The organism is Candidatus Paceibacterota bacterium, from assembly GCA_041666915.1.
Classification (GTDB): domain Bacteria; phylum Patescibacteriota; class Minisyncoccia; order Phycocordibacterales; family PALSA-1337; genus C7867-002.
In genome coordinates, this window is sequence record JBAYFZ010000005.1 from 1 (window position 1) to 24,982 (window position 24,982).

Genomic DNA, 24,982 nt, shown 5'->3' on the forward strand with positions numbered 1-24,982 from the left:
ATATCCCTGAGCTTCAGAAGACTATGTACGCAACTATTATCAGCTAATGATTTTACAACACGCTAAATCGTGGCAAGAGAATGGAGCTCGCTCTGCAACCTCAGCAGATTGCCCAAAGAGTATTATTGCCCATTATCTCACGTGCAAGACCATAAGTGTCCGGCTTGTAGCTTGGCCGCCCTTTGTTTGGCTAACCGTTCTGCGTGGCGCATGCAATCCGATTCTTCCCGGTATCGGGAGCTTAACCATATAAAAACCTTGGAAATTCTTGAAGTACAGCGCGTAGCCTATCAAAAGCTTAGGCCTTTACACTAAGGCGATATCTTGCTAACATAATTAATATGAAAAAGACAATTTTCACAAATAAATACGTGTGGCTTTTATTGTTAGGGACTTTATTACTTTTACCTGTTTTGATAATGTCCATCAATAATTCAAAAAAAGCATCTCCTTCTCAATTGTTAAAAGTAAGGATTGGCTACATTCCAATTTTGGACTGTTCTCAGATCTACGTAGCTAAACAACAAAATTATTTTTCTCAAAACGAACTTGATGTCGAGTTAGTTCCTTTATCAAGCGGACCAGCAATTATTCAAGCGTTGTCGTCAGGGGCCATCGATATTGGCTTTGCAAACTTGGCAACCATTGTGTTTTACGAACAAACATCACCGCGTTTGAACCGTTTGTCCGGAGGGACACGAATGGATAAATATTATTCGGAAGCTGGGTTGGTTGTTTTAACTGATTCTGGAATTGAAAAGATTGCTGACTTAAAAGGAAAAACAATCGCTGTAAATAGCCGTCGCAACATTGTTGACCTAGCCGTATTGAAAGCAATAAAATCTGCTAGGTTGTCTGCAAATGATATCACGTTAGTAGAAATTCCTTTCAAAGATATGGAAACAGCCATTCGAGCTAAAAGAATTGATGCTGCAACTTTGCCGGAACCCTTTCTTTCGGTTGCTTTAAAAGGTTCCGGTCTGCGGAATCTCGGTGATCACTTTGCAATCGCATTTGGTGAACTCTATTCAACCGGTTACTACGCATTGCCTAACTCACGAATAATAACGCCTGAAGTTATCAGAAAATATGATCTTGCTATTGCAAAAGCTACAAGTGATTTAAACAATCCAACAGATAAAACTTATGAGGCTATATCGGCTGTCACAAAACTTCCACCTGATATCTTAAAATCGTCTGGTAAACCCGAATATGTTATAAACGTGCCCGAGATTGCGTATGAGAAAATGAAAACATGGCTAAAGGAAGAGAAACTTCTAGGAAATTAAACTATCACCTATGATTCTGAGTTTTAAAAATGTTTCATTTGGTTATACCACTCAATCCGAAATTATAACGAATGGCTCGTTTTCATTAACGACTAAAGGGGAGAGGCTTTTTATGGTTGGGCCTTCCGGCACAGGCAAATCAACCATCATGAAGATTGCATTGGGATTACTTCAACCCAACTCAGGCGTAGTGGAAAATAAGGCAATTCACCCAATTCCAATAATGCAAAATTTTAACGCTTCTTTGCTTCCTTGGCTAAGAGTGAGAAGTAATTTGCTCTTTGGTATTGCCCCAGGTCATGAGTCTCTATTTGAAGCCGTCGTTTCGCTATTCGAGATTGATTCACTTCTTGAATCACGACCGACAGAGCTTTCTGGAGGACAATTACAGAGAGTTCTTTTCGCTCGGGCTTTATGCCAGAAACCTGATTTAATCTTGGTTGATGAACCTTTTTCCCATCTGGATTTACCTTCCACTAATAGACTTCTAATCCGACTAGGAGAGTATCTAAGCGAACACAAGATCAGCGTATTTTGGATTACGCATCGCCATTTTGAGGCAAAGGCTTTGGCTCATCGTATCATTCATCTTGAAAACCAGACTCTCCGTCCACTGCAACTTCAATTATTGGCTGACACCCAAGTTTTTACAACATGACCGTAAATTATAGTGGAAAAAAAATCCTACGTAAACTTCTTCCTGTTTTTGGAGTAATCGTATTTATAAGTATTTGGGAGGTTAACTCTTATTTCAACCTTTATCATCTAATTGCACCAAGTCTATCCCCAACAACCTTTCCTTCTTTTTTATCAATCTCCGAGAGGTTGTGTGAAATAGTCGCATCAGTAGACTTTTGGAACGCAGCCCGAGTTACCGTCGCACGCACATTGGCTGGATTTGGAATTTCAATGCTTTTGGGGACGGTTTTGGGATTATTAGCGGGACGCGTTCAATTGATTGGTGTTTTGGTAAATATCCCTGTTGAGTTTTTTCGCAACCTCCCAGCCATCGCTGCTATGCCAATTTTGATTTTATTCCTTGGAATTGGAACTTCGATGAAAGTGGCTCTTTGTGTCTTTGGGTCATTGTTTCCTATTTTAATTGCTACAACAACGAGTATGCAAAATATCAGTGAGGACATTCACATTGCGGCACGTTTTTACGGGTGGAGCGGATGGCGACTTTTATTCATTGTATTATTACCCTCTGCTCTTCCCGAAATTGCGGCTTCCGGACAAACGGCTTTGTCTATTTCTCTCATCTTGGCTGTAATGGGTGAAATGCTAATCGGGGGTGATGGTCTTGGTAGCATGATTGTAGATGCGGAACGCACATTTAATAACCTAAACCTCTACGCTCTTGTTATGGCACTTGGAATTTTCGGTTGCCTGCTGGCATTTGGTTTACGATTAATAGTTAATCGTTTGATTTTTTGGAAAGTAAATATAAATTGGCAACAGAGTTAGTATGATGCACGATAATAATAAAACAAATTGGACTATCCGTAAGGCAATTGAAACGGACTCAGATGCCGTCTGCGAATTACTGTTCCTACTGAAAACAATGTATGGCAGCTCCCACCAGAACACCCTCCATGACTTTTTACCCATTTATTTACCAGTTGTGAAGCAGGCAATTAGTCTAACAGAAAACCATATTGTTATTGCAGAGAAAAATGATGGCTACCTTATAGGATTTATTAGTTTGTCTGTTCGTACTGTTTTGCGCAACCCGACTCCCATCGGTTCGATTGAGGAAATATATGTGCGTACTGAAAATCGTAGAAATGGAGTCGGAACTGCTCTATGGAGAGCGGCTGTTGATTATTTCATGAAAACAAGAGTGAGAAGAGTTGAAGTAATTACATCTCTAGCACATCCAGGACAAAGACCATTTTCAAAAGTAATAGGAATGGAATGGTATTCTTCTGTACATACTATTAATTTATGATTTCTCCAGCAAAAAGACTTTTACAAGGCGCATTACTAGGCGATGTAGTGGAATCAATGACAGGACACGATATTATCGTTAAACGTAGTCCAAATAGATTTTCCAAGGTAGATAATGAGCAAAAAACAAAATGCTCATATTCTACGCAAGCCTTTTCTGGTCTCACAATAGTTGGTGTAGCTAAAGTTTCTTGGGAGGGAAATTTGGATTACTATCATTGTATTCTTAATTCAAGAATGAGACATTACTTGAAAAAGACACGTTCTCGCCCCGTTATTACTTATTACGATCCCACAAAAGCAATATTAAAACGCAGTTTCACTCACAGAACTCGATTTGGCACACTCCACATCTGCGAAAGGCTATACCTTAAAAGGATTCGCTGTCTTACCCCCTCAGTAAAAAGAGCAAGAATTTCTGACGCTGGACGTGTAGCCATTAAGTTAAACTAAAATCATTTTCCAAAAAATGTCAACAATGAGTTATCCCACCACCGAAGATTGGAATTTTGTTATTACTCCTGGTACCAAAAGTTCAGAGATGAAAACAGGTCGCCGTCAGGTGTTTGATTGGGTACATAAATTATTTCGCTATGGGATCGAAATGAATAATCCTTCTCATTTTGATTTCTCAAATCCAGCAGAACAAAACAATATAGCAAATTCCGAAATACAACAGGCAATCACTTCAAACGCTCGCGTTAATGATTTTTTCGAAACTCTTCGTAATGCAAAACTACAATCCATTGGAATTCACAACGTGGATCCAATTGCAGGACGCGTTTCTAAAATATGGAGTCGCGTTAAAATTTCGAGGGATTTTGATTCCGCCAAAGCAGAAGTTTATGCAATTGTTTGGAATCGTCTTTATCGTAGGGTGTTTCGTCCAAATGCGACACTAATAAACTCAATCGAGTGCCGCGTTTTGCCTTGGCAAGACAAAGGTCTTTTTTTTCGAACTTGCCCTTGTGTTAGTCACAATAATAGTGATTGGTTTTCACAATCGTTTTTTGTAGATACTATTGCACTTGCCAGTAAATTAAAAGATATTATCGAGAAGTTTGTAATATTTCCCAATAATTTAAACGGTCGCTCAAACGAGGAAGAGATCTTTCAGCATGCATGGAATAAACTTAATGAAGAGAATTTTATTCCTCAGTTAAATCGTGTAGCGAATAAATTTGTTGATAAGATTATTGATGATAAAAATGCTAGGAACGAACTTTTTGAATATTTAATGAAATCAGTAGGAGGTTCTGTTCCTTCTGCATTGCAAAATATCAACAAAAATGATCCTCAAACTTGGCATGCCGCGCTTGACGTAATTCAAGCACTTCAAAGTAGCATTCTAAGTCAACCAGCCTTTTGCGATGAAAACGGTTTATGGATGCGTCGTTATGAAATAAATACCCGCTTGTGTATTAGTAGTAATGCTAGCATATATTTTATCTTTGGTTTAGCTAAACACAGTAAAAATGTTGACACCCTTCTGGATTTGGCTGAGCGAACTCTCGGAGAACTTGCTATAACAATATCTAAATCTCCGCACATTAAATTACCAACTTTAAAAAGTGCAAAGCCTTCATATTTCGTGAAAAGCGTATTACAAGAGTTGCAAAAACATGAAGTTTCGATCAAATTAAATCCAACTAAAGCGCCTATTGAATATGAATATTACATTTCTGGTCTCGAACGTTGGTTATGTATAGTAGAAATACTAATGCGCGAAGCGAAACACGAAGGTCATCCAATTACCTATAACTTTGGTTATGGTTCGCTTGCCTATGCTCAATCTCATCTTTATAACTATGAATCGCCTCCATCTCGTCTGGAAAGATTACCTTCCGTTTTTGAGACAACAACGTTCGATGAGTATGTTCTTAGATTGGTGAGCTATATTAAAGGTTTTTACAGCATTTTCGGTAATCGTCAAGATCGTGGTCTTTGGTTTAATGAACTTGGCGAGTATTGTGGAATATATGAAAGCGCTGAAAATAAGTCATTTGAAGAGACTCAAATTTCTCCGATAATCATATCCGCCCATGAAGAAACAGTAATGTTCGGAAAAATTAACGGGGATGGCTTTATTGATATCTTAGATCATTCTAAAAATCAGATTGTTCGTATTAAAAATGGTGAGATTATTGATATGGCTCAGGGCGATGTGCGGCGGATAGCTGCGATTAATAAATTAACACACGCAAATGTATTTCCACATTCCTATCGTGAAGTAATTAGTTTGCTGGTTAATCAACTTGTAGAGCAACTTCAAAGGGAAACCCATGGTACATGTTTTGTTATCTCAATTAGCGACCAAAAATTTCAAAACAACAGAGACTATTGTTTGCCAATTGAATTACAGGCAAAAACGCTTGTTCAACACTTTAGTCGCTTGTCCCCTCCTTTTCTTTCCCAAGAACAACTTAAAGATTATGTCAAAGCTAAGGCTATTCCACAAAGACACCTTAAGTTTTTTGCCGAACTAGCTAATTTGGACGGGGGACTTTGGTTAAGGTTAACCGATACAGGATTGGAAGTGCAAGCTGCACAACAATTTATTCCTTTACTAAAACTGGGAGCAATTTATCGTCCGATTGATTTACACATGGATCTTAATAAGCTAGACGAAGGAGAGGTGCTTGAAACCTCACTGCCAAAAAACGAAACAAACCTTTTCACTAATACTAATAGTTTGAAAACATTTTTTGCTGCATTAAAAGGTGATCCAGAATTACAAATTCAAGGTAAAATACAAAATTATGTAGATGCACTTTCGTTCCTGAACCACTCAGGCACAAAAACACATTCGCTTTGGGGGTTAAGCATGACTGCTAAGGAAAAGTGCCTTTGTGTTGTTTTATCATCTGATGGAAATGTCTATTTATTTTATGATGGAAGAGAATTTGTGCAGCTTGAAAAAACATCTTGAAAGGCAATATAGTAACGTAATAATATCAAGATGAATTAACGGTAAACATAATATTTATGATGTTAGACATATGTATCGTTATTTTATAAAGAAAAAAGCGGACGTGATCAGCCATTGGTATTCACTTATCCCCAGCTTTAACACTTCCACCAGAGAGTTTTACGATGCCATCGAGAAGGAGTTAAAAGAACGCCAGGTTCCCGGATTGGAGGTTTTCCATATAGATTTTGCCGAGGGCGGTATGTTGTCACAAAAGCGCGAATACCTTCGCATGACCCGCGAAAGGTTGGTGTTCGATATTTGCGCTGCCCCGTTTGGCAACTCATATTTTTTCAGTTGTCGGTTTGCTGAAATTCCCGCCGTCATCCAGCTTTGGCAACTGGTAGTGGTGCTGATAGCCAGCTTGGTGATTATGGCATTGGCACTCAAATTCTTGGGGTTCATTCTCGGTACGATCGTATTGTTCGGCGGTCTTGTTTTCCTGATATACTGTCTCCGCAATGCTGTGGCAATCGGATTGCAGGATCTGGATGCCACCCTCATCAAATCTCCCATCCTTGGTCCAATTTACGAAAACTGGTTTCGTAAAGAAACCTACTATCGTGAAGACACCCGACTCATGTATTGCGATACCGTAAATGCAGTTGTAAAAGCCAAAGTTGAAGAAACAACAGGTGCGAAAGGAATAAAACTGGTGAGGTTCAATGAATACAGTCCCATTCTTGGTGAACTCTACAAGCCGACCACCGTATCATTGCCCAAGGAACCATCCTAACACTTCATGTCCCGGCTTGACGAACAACTAAGTGACCAATTCCATGTCTGGGAACAGCGTGGACGCGGTTGGCAAGTTTTCTCCGAACCGGTATATCCTGAACCGCCCTTCACTCCCTTCAACGGCAATGAACTCATTCCACTAACAAATGATGATTACCCGTTCAAGGAACACATAGAGGACGTGTTATGCCGACAGACACGACGAACAGGAATGTTGCTCAACAGCGATGAATTGACTGGTTTTGTGCATCTACCATCAAGCGCCGTCCGTTCTCCGGTAGTCTTGGCGCGGAACTGGCGGCACGAGTAGCGTATTACCAGCCTGACTCGTTCATTGCACATTTAAAAACCTTGCCAGCAACTGTCCCCAAGGATTCTGCAAGCACTCATCACGGTTACAAAGTAAAACGGTCGGCACCAAAACTAACCCTGGAGGAACAACGGCAACGCGAAGAATTGGCCCATAAAATGATGGCCGAGGCTTTGAGGTCGAAGCATTAAAGTTGCTTCAAAGAAGAATCAATATATGCTGCAAAATCTTGATTTTGCAGCAGTTTGGATTTGATCCAAACTGCCTTTGGAATTGGAAGGGAGAAAAACACCTTCACATCACGTTTCAAACCTTCCTGTTTGGTAAGTAATTCGTCCTCAAGTGCTTCATGGACACTGCTCGTATGTGAAATGACCATGTTTACGAATGTTTCCTCAGCCGGTGTGACTGGCTGTTGTGATACATCTGCCTTAGGATCAATGACCCTCACAAGTTCCGGATGATTGAGGAATTCTTTCCACACATCACGGTAATTGGCGGTGATAGCCAAGAGATTGGCAATCCTTCGGGTTTTGGTTTCCGAATGTAAGGAGAAAGCCGTGAACAGCAAACTGCCGACGATACCGATCGTGCTTGTGAGGTTGAACCAATTGTCAGCAACCCATTGGCGGACCCCACCTGGTCCAAACAAAGCTCCGATGGTCACCACACCAGCAGTTTCCAGCACTGCTTTTTTTGCCTTTCGATTGGCTAGACGCAATCGGGGATATCTCGCTTGGCATTCACCAACAGGTTGCGTGGCAGGCGAACAACACGTTCATCCGGACCACAACCAGCCGTTGGTGGCAAGTGTGGGACGGCATCAGCCGTGATGTCGATACCGATCACGGCGAAATCTCCGTTATCAAGTTCCCAAATATCTGGACAGCCGAAGCAACCAACTGTTCGGGCTCCGTTGGCGTGCGGGTCAGGACCAATTCGTTTAGTAAAAGTCATGCAGTACTCTAACTATAGTTAGATGCTTTGTCAAGTTCATACAGCGTTATTTTTCTAAAATGACGACTGATAAATCAAAACAGGCGATTTGCTCTCAAGTCGCTCACATTTTGCGACAGGAACGGGAAAAACAAGGCCTCTCTATGAATCTGGTGGCTGAACGCGCTGGCTTGTCACAGCAGATGAAGGATATTGAAAGCAAGCACATCACCGGCCTGTTGTTTTCCAAGCTCGCCCGCCTGTCTCGTAACCGACGTGAACTGGAGGATTTTTCAGACTTTTTCAACAAGCATCAAGCCGACCTCATTTCATTAAGCGAAGCCATTGATACGAGTACTGCCGGTGGCCGGATGTTCTTCCATCTACTTGGTGTATTTGCCCAATGGGAAAGAGAGGAAATCACCGAACGTGTTAATGCTTCCGTTTTGATTCGTGCCAAGCTTGGTAAATCCATCAATGGCAGTGCCCCCTACGGTTACCAATGGAAAGAACACAAATTAGTTCTGCAACCCGAGGAAGCCACCATCCGCCGGAAAGCCTATGAACTATTTCTACAATTCCGTCGTAAAGGCCAGGTCGCTCAGGTATTGAACACCGCAGGATACCGCACCCGTGAAGGTGCCATCTGGCGTGACACCTCAGTTGGGCGTATTCTGGATGAATCCAGCGCCAAAGGCTTTTATGCGTTCAACACAATACGCCACACCGGAAGCTGGCGCAGTGAACCCAAACCGGAAAGCGAATGGGGTAAAGTCCAGTGTGAACCCATTGTTTCAGAAGAGCTTTGGAATCAGGTAAATCAGATTATTGAAGAACAGTTAAAATCATGGAAAAAACCTGGCAAACCGCCGGTACATCTCTTCAGTGGTCTGGCACATTGTTCATGTGGCCACAAGATGTATGTCGCAGCCAACAACCCTAAATACTTCTGCCGCAAATGTTGTAACAAGATTCCCATCGTGGACTTGGAAAACGTTGTCCGTGAAGAATTGAAGACCTTCTTTGGTCAACCGGAACGGATTGCCGGTCATTTGCAGACGGCCAGCCAAAACTTGGTTGAGAAGTCCTCATTGTTGGAAACCCATCAACGAGAAATCCAAAAAGTACGGGATGAAATGAAACAAACCCACCGCCTGTACCTTGATGGTGAGATCACCTCCAAAGGCTTTGGAGATTTCTACAAACCTGCCGAAGAACGCCTAAACCAGCTCATGGCCGAACTACCCAAACTGGAAGCCGAAGTGGATTTCCTCAAGGTCAACAAACTTTCAGCAGATGACGTACTCCATGAAGCCAGTTCCCTGCACGATAGGTGATGGTCACCGCCCGGGGGTGGCTGTTGCCGGTTTTTTCTTTTGGAAGCATGAATGTTATCATTAACAAAGTTTCAGGAATTGGCATTTTGTTCTGCCGCGCATGAAGAGATACACTCAAAGCCTAAGACATCGGCGATATATTCGCAGAAGGGCCAAACGCTCACTTGCTGCACGCCTCCGCTTCAAACATTACCGTCGGCAAAAGAATAGGGAAGAACTTGGGTTGCCAGATCCCGCATTAAAACTTCGTCACCAGTTTCAGCACAACGCTATTCCATTTACAAAGGTTAAGGCTCCGGAGATTTTGAGTCTTATTCGTAGCCCCGAAGAAGTCGCGAAATTTATCGCGCAGTTAAAAGATTGTTTTGACACAAAAAAACCTGTCTTTGTGGCACTTAGCCATGTACGGGAAATTGACTACGATGGTATCACTGTACTTCTCTCGGTTGTTGTTCGCTTTAAATCCAAACGAATTCAATTTAACGGGGATTATCCACACGATATGCACGTGCGAAAGACGCTTGAAGAATCCGGGTTCTTTCGTCATTTGCTAAAGAGCAAGTTCGACGACCAAGATACATATGATTTGACGAGCAAAAGTTCAATCCATACACATGCAATGCGGAAAGTGGATTCTAAACTTGGTGAAAAAATCATCGAGTCTGCATCCAAGGTTGTTTGGGGCGAGAAACGACGCTGTCCAGGGGTTCAACGCACATTGATCGAATTAATGCAGAACACAAATAACCATGCATCACTAGAAAGCGAAGAGGAGAAACATTGGTGGGTTTCTGTGAGGCATAACCAAAGTGATAAGCGGGTCGAGTTCTCCTTTGTGGATTATGGCGTTGGAGTATTTTATAGCCTCAAGAACAAACGGTATGACAGCAAATTCTTTGGTATTCTTGACGTTCTTTACAATCGAGTCCGGCACGGTAATAATGCCGACGTGCTTAAACTAATATTTGAAGGCGAACTACATCGGAGCGCCACAGGAAAAACTTATCGCGGTAAAGGGCTTCCAGGTATTTACGAAGCTTTTCAGCGCAATAAAATTTCTAACTTCGCTATGATAACAAATGATGTTTACTATAATTCTCGTGAAAAGGAATTTCGTATTTTAAAAAATGAATTTCAGGGAACGTTTGTCTATTGGGAATTGACCACACAAAACGACTCATTACCACATGAAAATTAAAGTTGCAACCGACTTCACCACTGCACCAGGGCCTCGGATGATTTGCGAAGGCCAATTCTCTGGCGAGGAATTTCGAAAAACTTTAGTATTCCCAAAAGTAAGCGAGGCCATTTCTAAAAAGTGCAAGTTGACCGTAGATCTTGATGGCGCTTCGGGCTACGGAACGTCCTTTTTAGAAGAGTCATTCGGAGGGTTAATCCGAGAAGACGGGCTCACTCTTGACACCATTGACTCGGTCATTGAATTTATTTCAAAAGATGAACCTGCACTTCTTGTCGAGATCAGAGAGTACTTACAGGAAGCACAAGCGGAGAGAGGAGCGAACTAATGAATGGCCGATCCATTATTATTCTATCAATTGCGATCGCATTCCTCATTGGCTTTTTATTCGGCATAATTGCTTCTCACGCAACACTATTAACGTTTGATACAAGACTTTCGTTTGGTGACGTAATCAAGGCAGTCGTTACACTATTGGTGGCGGTGCTGTTAGCTTCATATTTACAAAGGCGGGCACAATCGAATAACAAGGAAAAGGAAATTCTACTATGTCATCTGGAATTGATATTAGATGAACTCAAAATGTTTGAAAGTTTTAGAGAGACGAAAGGCGGAAAAGTTACTGAAATTGCCGCTTCATTGAAACGATTATCGATTGCATTTAATACTCTCGCAGACATCCTCAGAGAACTGCAATATCCACCAGTTGTAATTTCAGCAGTTAATTTTGCACCTCTGATTTCGGATTTACGCCACTTGAGTACAGAAACTCCAATCACGAAGAAGATAGCGAATCACGCAAAACGGACCAAGTGTAGTTCTGAGGTGCGTAATGGGATAATCCAATGGGCAGATGAAAAACGAACTCTTTTAGATAATAAGATTCAGGAAATGAAAACGTCCATCCTCAAAGCCAAAATCAGTATTAACAGAGTCTGAAAACTATTGGCCCGGTGTTTTATTTTAATTTCTAATTCGCTTTCCATGCTTCTGCGAAGTTAGGTTGTTACGTTTCAGAAACTACAATTATATGTTTCATTTGGGATGTTTAGATTTTTTACGTTGAGATAAACGTTTGATGCAACTAACAGTCATAGGCTGTCAGATGGCATTAACTGTCGTAACCAACCATCAGAATCCTGTTTCCGAGATCGACGTAACAATTGGGCTAATTGGTAGAGGTAGGTTTTTTTGCACCTCTTTATTATTAAATATACTGACGAATTTTGCCAAGGGGGGAAGTCTAAACCGATCAAAACACAAGATCGAGTCAATATTCGCACATTTTTGAACGTATTTTTTATTGATCAACCTTGCCAGACCCGTCAATTTCTCCCCCCTTTGTTCATCCCACATGCACCAGTAAAGTAGTGACATGAATACACCACAACAATTAAGTCGCGAGGCTATTGAGGAGTTTCGAGTCATTTACCAGGAGGAGTTCGGCAAGCGTCTTTCAGACGATGAAGTGCAGGAAATCGCTATGCGTTTGCTGCGTTTCTTTGGAATTCTTACTCAGCCATTACCTGACGAACCGGGAAACTAAAGTCCACTTTGCCAGCGAGCATATTGACGTATTCCGTTGGTGCGTTAGCATGAGTGTGCGTCACATGGACGCCGCTTCCCTTCATTAAATCCACATCACCATGCCTGGTTACTTTATCTATTGCCGTAAATCATCAGAAGCCGAAGACCGGCAGGTTCTTTCCATTGAATCCCAAACCCGTGAATTGGAACAATTAGCGACAAAGTTGAATTTGCCCATAGCTGAAATATTGACCGAGTCAAAATCTGCCAAAGACCCAGGGCGACCGGTGTTCAATACCATGATGCAGCGCCTTTACCGTGGGGAGGCTGCTGGAATCATCTGCTGGAAACTTGACCGTCTGGCACGTAATCCCGTGGATGGCGGTTCCATTATTTGGGCCATAAAGCAGCACGGCATTAAAGTCATGACCCCAGCGCAAAGTTATGCTCGCGAGGATGATAACGTCATCTTGATGTACATTGAGTTTGGCATGGCTCAAAAATATGTGGATGATTTGAGCAAAAACGTAAAGCGTGGACTCAAAACCAAGATTGAAAACGGCTGGTATCCAGGCGTCGCCCCGGCAGGCTACCTAAACCATACCAATAAAATGACAGGTGAAAACACCTTGATCAAGGACCCGGAGCGTTTTCCATTAATCCGTCGCATGTGGGATTTGATGCTAACCGGCCTCTACACCCCTCCCAAGATTCTTGAGATTGCCAACAACGAATGGGGTTTTCGCACAAGGCCAACGCGCCGTATGGGTGGTAAACCACTATGCCGTAGCGCCATTTACCAGTTTTTCACTAAACCCTTCTATTACGGTTGGTTTGAATATCCCCTTGGCAGTGGTCAATGGTATCAGGGAAAACACGAGCCCTTAATCACCGAAGCCGAGTATGACCGAGTACAGGTATTACTTGGCCGCAACGGAACACCACGCCCACAATCGCAACATGAATTTGCCTTTACCGGCCTTATCCGTTGCGGTGAATGCAACCGGATGGTAACCGCCGAGGAAAAACACCAGCTCATCTGTATGAACTGCAAATACAAGTTTGCGTACCGCCAGCACAATGACTGCCCACGCTGTAAAACGCCGATTGAGAAGATGACCAACCCGAAGTTCCTTCATTACACATATTACCACTGTACAAAAAGTGGTCGTCCGACGTGCAAGCAAAAATCTGTGAGCGGAATTGAATTGGAGAAGCAGATCAACGCATACCTGACGCGTATCCATATTTCCAAGAAAATTAAAACCTACTGCATACAATATCTGCACGAACTGTTCGATCAAGAAGGAGTAACACGCCAGGTAATCATTGAAACCCAACAAAAGGCATACCAAAATTGCATACAGGAAATTGACAGCTTGGTTGGTCTAAAGACCTCGCATAACAATGCCGATGGAAGCCAGTTATCAGACGTGGAGTATGGAAACAGACGCGCAAAGCTACTCAAAGAAAAAGCTGCTTTAGAGGAATTGCTTCGTGATGCCGGACAGCGTATCGAGCAACAACTAAAACTCTCCGAGCAAATCTTTGAATTCGCATGTACCGCTCAGGAACGGTTTGCCAAAGGCAATACAAAAACCAAAAAAGAGATGCTTGCAACTTTTGGATCGAACCTAACTTTGAAAGACAAAATGCTTATAATTGAAGCCAAGGAACCGTTCTTCATCCTGGAAAAGTCCAACACTGGTGAAAACCTGGAAACCATGCCTATCGAACCTGAAAATATGGTTCTGCCACAAAGTCAAAATGGTGTAAGAACTGTTTCGTATCTAAGACGGCTGCGGGACTTGGACTCGAACCAAGATAACATCCTCCAGAGGGATGTGTCCTACCATTAGACGATCCCGCAAATTGTAAAACAAAGAACTATATAGAAGTCACCTAATCGTGATACCCAATCAGGAGGTCCTCCGAAGCTCGTGTGTTACGAGCGAAGGAGACCCATTAGACGACTCGTCCTTCCGTAGCTCGCGATTAGCGAGCGAAGGAGGATCCCGCAAAATTGCATAACTAATCCCCTATTCAACCATTGCAGAATACCTCAAAAAGGAGTATAAAACAATAAGAAGGGGGGAACAAAGCTATGAACAGAAGCGTTGTCCTTACTAGTCAAAATGTCTTCGACAAAGACAAATTAGTCAAAATTCTCGAATCTCACAAAGTAAATCACAACTTATGGGGCAGAAATGGTTGGAGATCATTGGATGACCTCATCCGTTATATGACCCACGACCAAGTGACATTGAGCGATGGTGATCCAGAAGAAAAGCTCACCCTCAATGTATATGCCGCTGTAGTCTTGGTCCTATTCAGCGACAAGTCTGGTGACTACGAATTATTCGAGGAACAGCAAATCAACGAAAGAGATGGTCGCCGTGTAGTCCGAAATTTCAGAGGTATTGCCGAAACGATGAGGCAAACTGAAACGGTGGAGCAATCTGCAAGACGTTGTTTGTCGGAAGAACTTGGGTTCGCAAATCCGACGAAATATGAACTTTCAGAATTACTCCGCATCCATTGCCTAGGCCCTGTAGAATCCGAAAAATGGGCAGGGCTTAGGGCGATATATCACCGGCACATATTCCTGTGCAAGATTGGACCAGAATTGCATCGCAAGGACGGATACACCGAAGTTGATAACGGCTGGAAGATCTACTTCAAATGGCGTCCGAGAGAATCAGAAAGTCTCATCTGAACCCCACATCAAGAAAGCTCACCCCCTCAAGGTGGGCTTTTTACTATGCCGAGGTTATTTCTTATTAACCCTATTCCTCTTTGCCGAAGCCTTCATAAACTCCGTGAACAAAGGATGTGGTGAAAGTGGTCTAGCCAAGAATTCTGGGTGAAACTGAGTACCGAGGAAGAAAGGATGTTTCTTGCGAGGTAATTCTGCTATTTCCATCAAAATACCGTTTGGAGATTTACCAGAGAATACCAAACCACCTTTTTCCAATTGTTCTATGTATTCAAGGTTAACCTCGTAACGATGCCTATGTCTCTCATATATAACCCCATCATTCTCTTTATCCTTGTGATCCAACTTTGCACTTTGCATTTTAAACTTTGCACTTGTATAGGCTTCTTCCGCAATACTTCCCTTCAACAAATGCGCTGGATACTGACCAAGTCTCATTGAACCACCATAATTTCCTTCAGCAATTTTCTTTTTCTGATCTGGCATAATATCTATGACCAAGTGAGGTGACTTTGGATCTATCTCTGCAGTATGAGCACCTTTCAAACCCAAGACATTTCTAGCGTATTCTATAGTCATGAGTTGCATTCCATAACATAATCCAAAATATGGAATTCCTTTTTCTCGGGCATATTTGATAACATTCAATTTTCCTTCAATACCAGACTCCCCAAATCCACCTGGAACGATAATCCCGTCCATGCCGTCCAATTGTTTGTACGGCGAAATCTGTGGCTCGTTATTGTCGTGCGATTCCATTTTGCACTTTGCACTTTGCACTTTGCACTCCTCGAAGTCTCTCGCATTAACCGTATGAATAACCGGCTTCACACCCACAGCATAAGCAGAGAATTTGATTGCTTCCAAAACAGAAATGTACGAATCAGAAAGAATGAAATCGCCCGTATTGAAATATTTTCCTACAATAGCAATATCAACCGTATGTTTAACATTATTTTTAATACCATTAGCCATCTTTTTCCAAGCTTCAAATTTATGATCTGGCTTAGCCTTTGGTAGATTCAATGTTTCCAAAATAATCTCACCTAGATGATCCTTTTCAAAATTTATTGGAACATCATAAATACTCTTTATATCTGGCGCAGAAATAACCCTCTTTGATGGAATATTACAAGCAGTAGCAATCTTCTCCTTACGACGATCGTCTATAGGTATAGAAGCGCGAGCAATGACAATATCCGTAGTGACGCCATAAGAAGCGAGATGGTTGACCGCATGTTGAGTCGGACGAGTTTTCATTTCACCCAAAGTTCCAGGGATAGGTAAATACGAAACCATTATGAAAATAACATCATTCGGATGACGCATCTTGAGTACACGAGCGGCTTCAATGAACATAATGTTCTGATAATCACCGACGGTACCGCCAACTTCAATTATAGAAATATCTGACTTATTTACCTTGGCAGAATTCTCAAAACGACTGACTATCTCATCACGGATGTGAGGAACAGCTTCTACGCATTTGCCACCAAATTTGAGAGCTCGCTCCTTCTCTATAACATGCTTATAAACCATTCCACTAGTGATGTAATCACTTCCTGTAAGATCACGGTCCAAGAAACGTTCGTAGTTACCCATATCCTGATCTGTTTCCAATCCTGAGTTCAAAACAAAAACCTCACCGTGTTCGGTGGGGTTCATAGTACCGGCGTCGACATTTAAGTAAGGATCAACTTTGACTAGATTAACTGCGAAACCTTTGGTAGAGAGAAGCATTCCGATGGACGAAGTCGCTATTCCCTTACCCACTCCCGACATCACTCCTCCAATTACAAAAATATACTTGTGATGATTTTTCTTTTTCATTAACACATTCTAATAAAGAACCTTCCATCAAGCAAGCTGACTTTGACTAGATCGTCCGCCAACTGACGGATCATTAAATAAAATTACCCCCGAGGAACTGGATTCCTCGGGGGGTTTAGATTAACGTTACCTTTTTCCAGGGTTCGGAGGAATTAGGTGACGAGGTACCGCGCGCCAGTTGATTGCATCATGGAAATCGGACAGATGATCAGACCACCTCCTTTTTCCGTATAGACGTTCGCAGGCGGCGCGGTATTTTCGGCGGTTGACGTGATGGTAGTAATCGAACTACCAGGTGGCGCATGAGCGCCCATTAACTGTTTTTCCATACTGTTCTGCCTTTCGTTTTGTATTAACGATTGACTACACACCAGCTCTCTCTTAAAACATCAAAAGAACTGGACCGGTATTAATGTTATTACCATCTGAAAATAAAGTCAACAGGTTGTTATACACAATAACCAAACATCAATAACCAACCGACCATCGTGGCATTTTGGTTATTGGTGTTTGGTTATTGGTTATTTTTTAGACCTTCAAATACCTCCTAGCTGCTATATAACTAGAAACACCACCTAGAATAATACCTGCACCTACTATAATAAGGAAAATTTGAGAGAAGTTTTGAGTGAAATAAGTTGAGAGGACATTTACGACTAGAGAAAAATCAGAAGCTATCTGCACTCCAGCAAAGCGCAATATAACCATGTCGCTCCAATAAGCAAAGCCTGCCATCAAAGCCAAAGTGATAACTGCGCCGATGACTCCATACATTATTCCAGAAACAACTAGCGGACCACGGACATAAATATTACTTGCTCCGACCAATTTCATAACTGAAATTTCATCCTTGGCGGTAAAGACAATGAGACGAATCGTATTGAAGACTACAATGATAGCAACGATGACCAAAATCAAAGCAATAATAGAACCAGATTTTTCTACAGCCGGAATAATCCTACTCAACCTATCAATGATAAGTTTATTTTCCTGATAATTGATCTTACCTATAATAGGAACTCCCGAACTATCTATCGGATTTTTATTCTGCAAGAAAGTTGTAATACTGCCATATTGCCCAGGGTTCTTGGCACGAATATTCAAAACAGCTGGAAATGGATTGTCACCTATTTCCTCCAACCCTTGCATAATGAGAGTATTGTCTTGCCACTTTTTCTTGAAAGCATTCAAAGATTGGTCACGAGAAACATAAGTAGTTGAAGCAACTTCTGGCAAAGCTCTTATATCTTTTTGTAAAGCCAAAATATCCGCTTCTGGTGCTGATAAAGAGAAATAAACGTTGATATCAACTTTTTCCTTCACATCAGCGATGAGTGCTCTACCGAATGCTCCTGTGAATATGATAGCTCCGAAGGCACAAAGAGAAAGTGTCACCACTACAATAGCAGCAAAAGAAAGAAAACCATTTCTCCAGAAATTAACAAAACCGGTACGAGTTATGCGTTTGAAGGTAGTGAAGATCATAAGATGATTATATCATGCCCTGTGTCATCCAGTGTGTCATTCCCGCGAAGGCGGGAATCCAGGATTATTACGAGATAATAGTTTATTATAATTTATTTGAAAACGGATTTTGTGGTAATATCCTGGATCCCCGCCTTCGCGGGGATGACGACAATAGCTATTTTCCCGCTTTCTCATCTCTCACAATCCTTCCATTTTCCATAGTAATAATCCTTCCCTTCACCGTATCCATAACCCCCTTATTGTGAGTAGTCAAAAGAATAGTTGTACCAAGTTCATTGATCTTTTGGAGAATATTTATAATTTCATAAGTATTGGCTGGGTCAAGGTTACCAGTTGGTTCATCAGCAATGATGATGTCTGGCTGAGTAACGATGGCTCTGGCTATAGCAGCACGCTGTCTTTCTCCTCCTGATAATTCTCTAGGGAAATTCCAAATCTTGTGACCGAGGTTTACCAATTCCAAAACATGAGGAACATCAGAAGCTACCTCACTATCGGTTCTTCCAGCCGCTTCCATAGCGAAAGCGATATTTTCATAAATAGTCTTGGTTGGAATAAGACGATAATCTTGGAAAACTGTGCCTATGCGACGGCGTAGTTTGGTCATATCTTTTTTACCCAACTTATGAACGTTGGTGGATTCAAAAAATACCGAGCCACCACTAGGCCATTCCTCACCAATGAGCAATCTCATGAGCGTAGTCTTGCCCGCTCCAGAAGGACCGATCAAAGTAACGAATTCCTTTGGTTCTACAGCAAAACTAACCTCATGCAAAGCAACAGTTTTGTCTGGGTAAACTTTGGAAACTTTGTCGTAGTAGATCATACGGTTAGTATAACAGAAATTAGGGTCTATAAACTAGATGATAAATAACCAAACACCAATAATCAATAACCAACCGCCCATCGTGGCATTTTGGTTATTGGTGTTTGATTATTGATTATTCACTAGTTTTCCTTCTCCGCCATAATGAACTCCTCAATCTCTCCTTCCAACACCTTCTCAACTTGATTTGTCTCATAATCTGTACGATGATCCTTGACCATCTTGTATGGATGTAAGACATAAGAACGAATCTGATTGCCCCATTCTATAGAAGTCGTAGAAGATATCTGCATACCACGTTCTTTTGCGACCCTAACCTCCTCAGCATGTTTCCACAATTTGCCACGCAAAATATCCATGGCCTTCTCGCGATTTTGAGCTTGGGAGCGTTCTGAAGTGACGTGAATAGAAATACCAGTAGGTTTATGCAAAAGACGAACAGCCGTTTCCCTCTTATTTACATTTTGACCACCAGGACCGCCTGACTTGGCAATACTGACTTCAAGATCATTATCAGAAATGACAATATCATTAGCGCTAGCCTTCTCTAATTTTGGAATGACTTCAACCAAAGAAAAAGATGTATGACGTTTGTCATTTGCATTGAATGGTGAGATACGAACCAGACGATGGACTCCGGATTCATTCTTGAGAGAACCAAAGACTTTACCCGCACCCTGCGTAGCTTTATGCGAAGCAGGGCCTGTAATTTCAATAGTTATATTGCGGTACCCTCCATGATCATTTTCATTACTATGAATAACACTCCAACCCCAACCTTTTGTCTCACAATATTTCCTGTACATTCTGACAAGCATTGAAGAAAAATCTTCTGCATCGTCACCACCCGCACCAGAAAGCACGGTCATGATAGCGTCACCCTTATCGTATTTACCGATACCTTCCAAACTGTCCTTGAGCCCCTGTAATTCTTTAATCGTCGCTTGTGCCCTATCTTTATTGGACCAAAAATCCGGCGAACTTATAGCCGTTTCCAATTCCGCAATTTTCTTTTCTATATTTTCTTTTGTTGAATTTTCTTTCATATAAATGGAGCCGAAGGCCAGAATCGAACTGGCGACATCCACTTTACGAAAGTGGCGCTCTGCCAACTGAGCTACTTCGGCACTACTCCGCTCCTGATCGGAGCTTCGAAGTGCAGGCACAACTAACTGGCCTGCCCCTCGAAGCCCACACTATTTCCTATCACACTCATGACTCCCTGGGGCGAAGAAGGGAGCCGACGTCCGGGATTGAACCGGAGACCTCGCCATTACCAATGGCGTGCTCTACCAACTGAGCTACATCGGCTTATTGAATTGACAAAAACCTATTCAATACTACTTCGCTCCGGAAAAACCGGAGCGAAAGGAGTGCGCGCCCGATGGGGTTCGAACCCACGGTCTATCCCGTGACAGGGGATTGTTTTAGCCAGCTAAACTACGGGCGCATATTGATAAATTTCTCAAAAACAAGCTTTTTTCTATTAAGAAAAAGGCTATGCGGTATAGTATACATGATTGTGAATAATTTTAAAGCATCAAGAGTACTCAAAGATAATCTGCTACATTTTTTAGATTTTATAACATTTAAAGACCCGCCCTTAATTCCCCTGTTTATTAATTGTCTATGTAAGTCACCTAGGAAACAATTGCTTGCAGAAGTAAAAGAAGCTGTAATAACATTTGTGGGCTTTTTTCTATTTTTATTATGAAGACCAACCCAGACATTTCCGTCACCATCAAAATAACCTCTTACAAAATCATTGAAATATTTTGCAGGTACATTTGGTAATTTCATACGTCTTGATTTATTGGGAGTTAAACCTTTTTCTACTAAGTCATTGAACAAATCTTTACTACCTATCTGAATCCTATAAACAACGCCTGTCTCTGATTTCCTCTCTGAAATTTTATGATCTGAACCAATTGATTGAACAATAGACACTAATAATTGATAATCTGCTGTATATATTGCCACAAAATATGTACCCCTCTTCGTCTTCACAATATTACCATCAGCAAAAAGAAACCCTAAGATATATGCCATATCTGAAGTCCATTCTTTAAAAAAATCTTTATTAATCTTCTTTAAAATTGGCATATCAAAAAGAAACCATGTTGGTTACGATTAATTATTTATAATGTGCCGACGCCTGGACTCGAACCAGGGACCTTCGCTTTATGAGTGCGATGCTCTAGCCACCTGAGCTACGTCGGCATTTACTTATTCTTTCTAGCCAAAACAGACCCCTTTAACCCCTACCCCTTTACAATAAACGAAAAACTCATTGTATGCAATGATTGACTAGGCTGTAGATAAGTACCTATTGCATTATTACCCTATTCATGGCAAAATTGACCAATCATCGCGGGGTAGAGTAACGGTAGCTCGTCAGGCTCATAACCTGAAGATTGTCGGTTCGATTCCGACCCCCGCAACAAAAATTTCGCCTCAAAAATAGTCTTCCTTATGGGAGACTGTTTTTGTAACTGATACCCCGGGGTATCAGAATTATGATTTGATAATAACATCCTACCCTCCCACCTTCCCATGTGCTACTATGCGTTTTAGATAATCTACATCCTTCTATCAAACACGTAGGCGGATCAAACAACCAATAACAGAAAGGTGTTTATGACAATCAAACAGTTCTCATTATTCATTTGCGGTCTAGTATTGCCGATGATATATCAGAGGAGTAAATTTGCGCTCAACCGACTCGGTTTCTACAGCACTCCATTCCGTAATAAAAGTGGACTCAATATACACCATGGTCACTGGGGTTTCCTGATCGCTCTTGCATCAATGGGTATGTTAGTCTTCGGATTTCATAACGTTGTATCAATCGGTCTGGCCGGATTGGGTTGGGGTCTGATGCTAGATGAGATCATACCTATGCTCAAAATGCCATCCCCTGGTAGAAACATAGAACTTGATATCTATGCAAAAACAAAAGATGTAACCATTATTCTCATAAGCATCCTAGTGGTTATCTTTACAGCTCTTCTTTTCTTTTTAAGTTAATCCAGCAACAAGTAACAAAAAAGCGTCATCTGCATGGCGCTTTTTCTTTGCAAAAATTGTCGTCACTATTCCCTAACCCCTAACGACTAATCCCTAAATATAGTAGAACTCCTCAAAAACCTTCCTATACATTCCAATAATATTTTTAGCTTCATGATGATTCAGAGCAAAACCCGGTTCGTGAGCAATCTGGTTTCTAATCTTATGAGCTTCCCAAGCCTCATTCAAAGACTTCATATCACCCGTCGCTACCCTCTTTAACTTTTCACCAATACTTTCTCCACGATACCCAAGCTTGGTCAAAAGATCATCAAGGATAATATCTGCTTCCATAATAGCCTGTTTCCAATCATTTGGATTATTAGATGCTATATATCCCAAAGCATTTGTCCAACGATGTGCCATGAGAGTGTCACCGTTATCAACGGTCTCAAAAGCTGGTTCAATCTTTTTATCGAATATCTCATCTTCTTTGTTACGAATAGCTTTCAAACCTTCAACACAATAAACAATACCAATAATAAAGAATACCGACAGTGCCAAAGACACTCCAACAATACTTCCAAAAGAAGATTTCAAAAAATTATCAATCCACGGAAAAATACTTACCAGCCAATGACCGACAGCAACAAACCAGTTTGAGAAATCTGGTAAAAGAGGAGGATTGTTTGCAATAACCTCTGGGGACATGGGTGTATTATAGCATTGCGTGTCATTCCCGCGAAGGCGGGAATCCAGGATGTAACCAAAAAAATCTTTCAAATAATTAAAACGGGTTATTATCTCGTAATAATCCTGGATTCCCGCCTTCGCGGGAATGACAACAAAAAGCAGGCTTCCGCAATTCCTAATTACTAATTTTTAATTTCTAAGAAAATTCCAATAACCAAGCTCTAATTAGACATTGGAATTTGATCATTTCTTAGAAATTAGTAATTAAAAATTAGAAATTCTCTCTTAATCCTCTCCCAAAAACTCTTTCCCCGCCCTAAATAGAGTTTCTTCTCCTCCATGACGTGCCGTAAGCTGTAAACCTATTGGTAAACCGGATTTACCCAAAAATGAGTCTGGGCACGGTACAGAAATAGCTGGCATACCAGTGATATTTGCGGTTACTGTAAAGATATCTTCCAAATACATAGCTACAGGATCGTTGGTCTTCTCTCCTATCTTGAAAGCTGGCGAAGGAGCCGTAGGAGTAGCGATGAGGTCAACCGATTTGAAGGCTTCCAAGAAATCTTCTGTGATCATATTGCGTACAGCATTTGCTCGGTTGTAATATGCATCATAATATCCTGAAGATAGAACATAAGTACCGAGTAAAATACGACGTATAACTTCACGACCAAATCCAGCACGACGTGTTTCAAAATAATCATCAACTCCATTTTTACCACTTACATGCATACCGTATTTCACCCCATCATAACGAGCCATATTGGCAGAGACTTCGGCTGGCATGACGATGTAATAGACCATCAAAGCATAGGAAATATTTGGTAATTTTATTTCTTTTATCTCATATCCTTTTTGTTTGAATAATTCCAAAGATTTTTCAAAAGCACTCAGAACATCTTTGTTGATACCATCACCACCTAGGAAATGTCTAGGAACTCCGATGACGAGTTTCCTGTCCTCCGAAGCTTTAGCGAAGGAGGATGCACTTTGCACTTGATATGTCTTTTCATCAATAGTCGTACTATCTTTTATATCCTTACCACGAATAACATTAAATACTGCCTCCACATCTTCCACGGTCTTCCCTATAGGTCCGATCTGATCCAAAGAAGAACCCATAGCGATAGCTCCGTAGCGAGAAACTGCCCCGTAAGTAGGCTTCAGACCTACTACTCCACAGAAACTAGCTGGCTGACGAATAGAACCTCCTGTATCGGTTCCAAGTGAGAATAATGCACCATCCATCGCTACAGATGCAGCCGAACCCCCAGAAGAACCACCTGCCACCCTAGTCAGGTCACGAGGATTTTTTGTCACACCATAAGCAGAATTTTCTGTGGAACCACCCATAGCAAATTCGTCCATATTGGTCCTGCCGAGGAAAACTACACCTTCAGCTTTGAGTTTGGTAATAACAGTTGCATCGTAAACGGCATGATATTTTTCTAAAATTTTAGAACTAGCACTAGCGATCTTTCCTTGTATCAAAATGTTATCCTTGATTGCACAAGGTATACCTGTGAGAAGTCCGCCTTTACCAGCTTTTATCAAGACATCTGCTTTCTTCGCAGATTCTAGAGCATCAGCAAAAACTTCTAGATACGCATTGACATCTTTGTTCTTGCTAGCAATTTCATTTATATAAGCCTGAGTCAATTCAACTGACGTAAAATCTCCCTTTTTGAGAGCTTCATGTGCTTTTTTTATTATCAGGTTTTTTATATCAATTTTCATAATTTTCTTTTCCAAAAGTTATACAATCAAATAGATTATAGATTATTGTTCAATTATCTTTTTAACCGCTACAAAATCCCCCACTCTTTGTGGAGCTTCATTCAATATTCCTTCCCTGTCTTCCATGGAGATAGGCTCTGCAATGTCAGGTCTTGCTACGTTTTTCACCGCACCAACGCGACCTTCAGCGTCCATAGAAACCTTAACTTTTTTGAGTTGATCAATATATGAAAGAATGGAATCAAACTCTTTCACCAAAGATTTCTTATCTTCTTCAGTAAGTTTGATACGTGCCAATACTGCCAAATGTTCAAGTTCTTCTTGTTTCATGATGTTTGGATTCTAACATATTGTGGCTTTTCAGCGAAACAGTGCATCGCCCGTGTCATTCCCGCGAAGGCGGGAATCCAGGATTATTACGAGATAATAG

Annotated in this window: 26 protein-coding genes and 6 tRNA genes; 15 read left to right on the forward strand and 17 right to left on the reverse strand. The window is 41.4% G+C overall.

The annotated features are described in order from the left end of the window. The first annotated feature begins 341 nt into the window (after positions 1 to 341). The 7 genes from WCS89_03780 (at position 342) to WCS89_03810 (ending at position 6,943) form a co-directional block, all read left to right on the forward strand. Entirely contained in the window at positions 342 to 1,289 is a 948-nt protein-coding gene (locus WCS89_03780) for an ABC transporter substrate-binding protein (GenBank protein ID MFA6554599.1), read from the forward strand. A 10-nt stretch (positions 1,290 to 1,299) separates the two neighbouring features. Continuing rightward, complete coding sequence (locus WCS89_03785; GenBank protein MFA6554600.1) at positions 1,300 to 1,947, forward strand: ATP-binding cassette domain-containing protein; 648 nt, start codon at positions 1,300 to 1,302, stop codon at positions 1,945 to 1,947. After that, positions 1,944 to 2,756, forward strand: coding sequence for an ABC transporter permease (locus WCS89_03790; protein ID MFA6554601.1), 813 nt, complete (start codon positions 1,944 to 1,946; stop codon positions 2,754 to 2,756). Before WCS89_03785 ends, WCS89_03790 begins: the two co-directional genes overlap by 4 nt. A gap of 1 nt (position 2,757) precedes the next feature. Beyond that, entirely contained in the window at positions 2,758 to 3,240 is a 483-nt protein-coding gene (locus WCS89_03795; GenBank protein MFA6554602.1) for a GNAT family N-acetyltransferase, read from the forward strand. Then, complete coding sequence (locus WCS89_03800) at positions 3,237 to 3,692, forward strand: hypothetical protein (GenBank protein MFA6554603.1); 456 nt, start codon at positions 3,237 to 3,239, stop codon at positions 3,690 to 3,692. Before WCS89_03795 ends, WCS89_03800 begins: the two co-directional genes overlap by 4 nt. Before the next feature lie 16 nt (positions 3,693 to 3,708). Beyond that, positions 3,709 to 6,168 (forward strand): hypothetical protein, encoded by a 2,460-nt coding sequence (locus WCS89_03805; protein ID MFA6554604.1) that lies wholly within the window; start codon positions 3,709 to 3,711, stop codon positions 6,166 to 6,168. A 70-nt stretch (positions 6,169 to 6,238) separates the two neighbouring features. Beyond that, positions 6,239 to 6,943 (forward strand): tripartite tricarboxylate transporter TctB family protein, encoded by a 705-nt coding sequence (locus WCS89_03810; protein MFA6554605.1) that lies wholly within the window; start codon positions 6,239 to 6,241, stop codon positions 6,941 to 6,943. 499 nt (positions 6,944 to 7,442) lie between these two features. On the opposite strand, the gene WCS89_03815 is transcribed toward WCS89_03810, so the two are convergent. Then, positions 7,443 to 7,976 carry a hypothetical protein gene (locus WCS89_03815; GenBank protein MFA6554606.1) on the reverse strand — a complete coding sequence of 178 codons (534 nt, stop codon included), beginning with the start codon at positions 7,974 to 7,976 and terminating at the stop codon, positions 7,443 to 7,445. Further along, positions 7,967 to 8,212: a hypothetical protein gene (locus tag WCS89_03820; protein ID MFA6554607.1), complete on the reverse strand. Its 246-nt coding sequence runs from the start codon at positions 8,210 to 8,212 to the stop codon at positions 7,967 to 7,969. Before WCS89_03820 ends, WCS89_03815 begins: the two co-directional genes overlap by 10 nt. A gap of 59 nt (positions 8,213 to 8,271) precedes the next feature. On the opposite strand from WCS89_03820, the gene WCS89_03825 reads away from it, so the two are divergent. From WCS89_03825 to WCS89_03845, 5 genes are all read left to right on the forward strand, one after another. After that, a complete protein-coding gene (locus WCS89_03825) occupies positions 8,272 to 9,528 on the forward strand; it encodes a recombinase family protein (protein ID MFA6554608.1) in 1,257 nt (418 codons plus the stop codon). Between the two features lie 100 nt (positions 9,529 to 9,628). Then, positions 9,629 to 10,726, forward strand: a complete 1,098-nt coding sequence (locus WCS89_03830; protein ID MFA6554609.1) for an STAS domain-containing protein — start codon at positions 9,629 to 9,631, stop codon at positions 10,724 to 10,726. Then, complete coding sequence (locus tag WCS89_03835; protein MFA6554610.1) at positions 10,716 to 11,054, forward strand: STAS-like domain-containing protein; 339 nt, start codon at positions 10,716 to 10,718, stop codon at positions 11,052 to 11,054. Before WCS89_03830 ends, WCS89_03835 begins: the two co-directional genes overlap by 11 nt. Further along, the gene (locus tag WCS89_03840) at positions 11,054 to 11,665 is read left to right on the forward strand and encodes a hypothetical protein (protein ID MFA6554611.1); all 612 of its coding nucleotides are present in this window, start codon (positions 11,054 to 11,056) and stop codon (positions 11,663 to 11,665) included. The genes WCS89_03835 and WCS89_03840 overlap by 1 nt, the downstream gene beginning before the upstream one ends. 436 nt (positions 11,666 to 12,101) lie before the next feature. Then, positions 12,102 to 12,272: a hypothetical protein gene (locus tag WCS89_03845; protein MFA6554612.1), complete on the forward strand. Its 171-nt coding sequence runs from the start codon at positions 12,102 to 12,104 to the stop codon at positions 12,270 to 12,272. Between the two features lie 901 nt (positions 12,273 to 13,173). Here WCS89_03845 and WCS89_03850 read toward each other — a convergent pair. After that, the gene (locus WCS89_03850; protein ID MFA6554613.1) at positions 13,174 to 13,392 is read right to left on the reverse strand and encodes a hypothetical protein; all 219 of its coding nucleotides are present in this window, start codon (positions 13,390 to 13,392) and stop codon (positions 13,174 to 13,176) included. A 660-nt stretch (positions 13,393 to 14,052) separates the two neighbouring features. Further along, positions 14,053 to 14,123 (reverse strand) — tRNA-Gln (locus tag WCS89_03855). Positions 14,124 to 14,357: 234 nt separating this feature from the next. On the opposite strand from WCS89_03855, the gene WCS89_03860 reads away from it, so the two are divergent. Further along, complete coding sequence (locus WCS89_03860) at positions 14,358 to 14,969, forward strand: hypothetical protein (GenBank protein MFA6554614.1); 612 nt, start codon at positions 14,358 to 14,360, stop codon at positions 14,967 to 14,969. 54 nt (positions 14,970 to 15,023) lie between these two features. Here WCS89_03860 and WCS89_03865 read toward each other — a convergent pair whose 3' ends face one another. The 10 genes from WCS89_03865 to WCS89_03910 all read right to left on the reverse strand — a co-directional run bounded on the left by WCS89_03865 (position 15,024) and on the right by WCS89_03910 (position 21,333). Next, a complete protein-coding gene (locus WCS89_03865) occupies positions 15,024 to 16,799 on the reverse strand; it encodes a CTP synthase (GenBank protein ID MFA6554615.1) in 1,776 nt (591 codons plus the stop codon). A 152-nt stretch (positions 16,800 to 16,951) separates the two neighbouring features. Beyond that, on the reverse strand, positions 16,952 to 17,128 hold the full coding sequence (locus WCS89_03870; GenBank protein MFA6554616.1) for a hypothetical protein: 177 nt from the start codon (positions 17,126 to 17,128) through the stop codon (positions 16,952 to 16,954). 199 nt (positions 17,129 to 17,327) lie between these two features. Beyond that, the gene (locus tag WCS89_03875) at positions 17,328 to 18,284 is read right to left on the reverse strand and encodes a permease-like cell division protein FtsX (protein MFA6554617.1); all 957 of its coding nucleotides are present in this window, start codon (positions 18,282 to 18,284) and stop codon (positions 17,328 to 17,330) included. Between the two features lie 157 nt (positions 18,285 to 18,441). Next, positions 18,442 to 19,113 (reverse strand): ATP-binding cassette domain-containing protein, encoded by a 672-nt coding sequence (locus tag WCS89_03880; GenBank protein MFA6554618.1) that lies wholly within the window; start codon positions 19,111 to 19,113, stop codon positions 18,442 to 18,444. Between the two features lie 122 nt (positions 19,114 to 19,235). Beyond that, entirely contained in the window at positions 19,236 to 20,159 is a 924-nt protein-coding gene (locus WCS89_03885; GenBank protein ID MFA6554619.1) for a PCRF domain-containing protein, read from the reverse strand. A gap of 5 nt (positions 20,160 to 20,164) precedes the next feature. Beyond that, a tRNA-Thr gene (locus tag WCS89_03890) sits at positions 20,165 to 20,240 on the reverse strand. 111 nt (positions 20,241 to 20,351) lie between these two features. Next, a tRNA-Thr gene (locus tag WCS89_03895) sits at positions 20,352 to 20,424 on the reverse strand. 65 nt (positions 20,425 to 20,489) lie between these two features. Beyond that, positions 20,490 to 20,563 (reverse strand) — tRNA-Asp (locus WCS89_03900). Continuing rightward, positions 20,554 to 21,216 (reverse strand): LAGLIDADG family homing endonuclease, encoded by a 663-nt coding sequence (locus WCS89_03905; protein ID MFA6554620.1) that lies wholly within the window; start codon positions 21,214 to 21,216, stop codon positions 20,554 to 20,556. The genes WCS89_03900 and WCS89_03905 overlap by 10 nt, the downstream gene beginning before the upstream one ends. A 43-nt stretch (positions 21,217 to 21,259) precedes the next feature. Continuing rightward, a tRNA-Met gene (locus WCS89_03910) sits at positions 21,260 to 21,333 on the reverse strand. 149 nt (positions 21,334 to 21,482) lie between these two features. On the opposite strand from WCS89_03910, the gene WCS89_03915 reads away from it, so the two are divergent. After that, positions 21,483 to 21,554: transfer RNA gene (locus tag WCS89_03915), tRNA-Met, on the forward strand. A 196-nt stretch (positions 21,555 to 21,750) separates the two neighbouring features. Further along, positions 21,751 to 22,140, forward strand: a complete 390-nt coding sequence (locus WCS89_03920; GenBank protein MFA6554621.1) for a hypothetical protein — start codon at positions 21,751 to 21,753, stop codon at positions 22,138 to 22,140. Between the two features lie 93 nt (positions 22,141 to 22,233). Here the strand turns inward: WCS89_03920 and WCS89_03925 are convergent, their stop codons facing one another. The 3 genes from WCS89_03925 to gatC all read right to left on the reverse strand — a co-directional run bounded on the left by WCS89_03925 (position 22,234) and on the right by gatC (position 24,882). Next, positions 22,234 to 22,830, reverse strand: a complete 597-nt coding sequence (locus WCS89_03925) for a hypothetical protein (GenBank protein ID MFA6554622.1) — start codon at positions 22,828 to 22,830, stop codon at positions 22,234 to 22,236. Positions 22,831 to 23,097: 267 nt separating this feature from the next. Continuing rightward, entirely contained in the window at positions 23,098 to 24,552 is a 1,455-nt protein-coding gene (gene gatA / locus WCS89_03930; protein ID MFA6554623.1) for an Asp-tRNA(Asn)/Glu-tRNA(Gln) amidotransferase subunit GatA, read from the reverse strand. A gap of 42 nt (positions 24,553 to 24,594) precedes the next feature. After that, positions 24,595 to 24,882, reverse strand: coding sequence for an Asp-tRNA(Asn)/Glu-tRNA(Gln) amidotransferase subunit GatC (gene gatC / locus WCS89_03935; protein ID MFA6554624.1), 288 nt, complete (start codon positions 24,880 to 24,882; stop codon positions 24,595 to 24,597). Positions 24,883 to 24,982 lie beyond the last annotated feature (100 nt).

Excerpts from the sequence above, each read along its gene's own strand:
- WCS89_03780 (MFA6554599.1), top strand. The coding sequence starts at position 342 with ATGAAAAAGACAATTTTCACAAATAAATACGTGTGGCTTTTATTGTTA.
- WCS89_03785 (MFA6554600.1), top strand. The coding sequence starts at position 1,300 with ATGATTCTGAGTTTTAAAAATGTTTCATTTGGTTATACCACTCAATCC.
- WCS89_03790 (MFA6554601.1), top strand. The coding sequence starts at position 1,944 with ATGACCGTAAATTATAGTGGAAAAAAAATCCTACGTAAACTTCTTCCT.
- WCS89_03795 (MFA6554602.1), top strand. The coding sequence starts at position 2,758 with ATGATGCACGATAATAATAAAACAAATTGGACTATCCGTAAGGCAATT.
- WCS89_03800 (MFA6554603.1), top strand. The coding sequence starts at position 3,237 with ATGATTTCTCCAGCAAAAAGACTTTTACAAGGCGCATTACTAGGCGAT.
- WCS89_03805 (MFA6554604.1), top strand. The coding sequence starts at position 3,709 with ATGTCAACAATGAGTTATCCCACCACCGAAGATTGGAATTTTGTTATT.
- WCS89_03810 (MFA6554605.1), top strand. The coding sequence starts at position 6,239 with ATGTATCGTTATTTTATAAAGAAAAAAGCGGACGTGATCAGCCATTGG.
- WCS89_03820 (MFA6554607.1), bottom strand. The coding sequence starts at position 8,212 with ATGACTTTTACTAAACGAATTGGTCCTGACCCGCACGCCAACGGAGCC.
- WCS89_03825 (MFA6554608.1), top strand. The coding sequence starts at position 8,272 with ATGACGACTGATAAATCAAAACAGGCGATTTGCTCTCAAGTCGCTCAC.
- WCS89_03830 (MFA6554609.1), top strand. The coding sequence starts at position 9,629 with ATGAAGAGATACACTCAAAGCCTAAGACATCGGCGATATATTCGCAGA.
- WCS89_03835 (MFA6554610.1), top strand. The coding sequence starts at position 10,716 with ATGAAAATTAAAGTTGCAACCGACTTCACCACTGCACCAGGGCCTCGG.
- WCS89_03840 (MFA6554611.1), top strand. The coding sequence starts at position 11,054 with ATGAATGGCCGATCCATTATTATTCTATCAATTGCGATCGCATTCCTC.
- WCS89_03845 (MFA6554612.1), top strand. The coding sequence starts at position 12,102 with ATGAATACACCACAACAATTAAGTCGCGAGGCTATTGAGGAGTTTCGA.
- WCS89_03850 (MFA6554613.1), bottom strand. The coding sequence starts at position 13,392 with ATGAAGGAACTTCGGGTTGGTCATCTTCTCAATCGGCGTTTTACAGCG.
- WCS89_03860 (MFA6554614.1), top strand. The coding sequence starts at position 14,358 with ATGAACAGAAGCGTTGTCCTTACTAGTCAAAATGTCTTCGACAAAGAC.
- WCS89_03865 (MFA6554615.1), bottom strand. The coding sequence starts at position 16,799 with ATGAAAAAGAAAAATCATCACAAGTATATTTTTGTAATTGGAGGAGTG.
- WCS89_03870 (MFA6554616.1), bottom strand. The coding sequence starts at position 17,128 with ATGGAAAAACAGTTAATGGGCGCTCATGCGCCACCTGGTAGTTCGATT.
- WCS89_03875 (MFA6554617.1), bottom strand. The coding sequence starts at position 18,284 with ATGATCTTCACTACCTTCAAACGCATAACTCGTACCGGTTTTGTTAAT.
- WCS89_03880 (MFA6554618.1), bottom strand. The coding sequence starts at position 19,113 with ATGATCTACTACGACAAAGTTTCCAAAGTTTACCCAGACAAAACTGTT.
- WCS89_03885 (MFA6554619.1), bottom strand. The coding sequence starts at position 20,159 with ATGAAAGAAAATTCAACAAAAGAAAATATAGAAAAGAAAATTGCGGAA.
- WCS89_03905 (MFA6554620.1), bottom strand. The coding sequence starts at position 21,216 with ATGCCAATTTTAAAGAAGATTAATAAAGATTTTTTTAAAGAATGGACT.
- WCS89_03920 (MFA6554621.1), top strand. The coding sequence starts at position 21,751 with ATGACAATCAAACAGTTCTCATTATTCATTTGCGGTCTAGTATTGCCG.
- WCS89_03925 (MFA6554622.1), bottom strand. The coding sequence starts at position 22,830 with ATGTCCCCAGAGGTTATTGCAAACAATCCTCCTCTTTTACCAGATTTC.
- gatA (MFA6554623.1), bottom strand. The coding sequence starts at position 24,552 with ATGAAAATTGATATAAAAAACCTGATAATAAAAAAAGCACATGAAGCT.
- gatC (MFA6554624.1), bottom strand. The coding sequence starts at position 24,882 with ATGAAACAAGAAGAACTTGAACATTTGGCAGTATTGGCACGTATCAAA.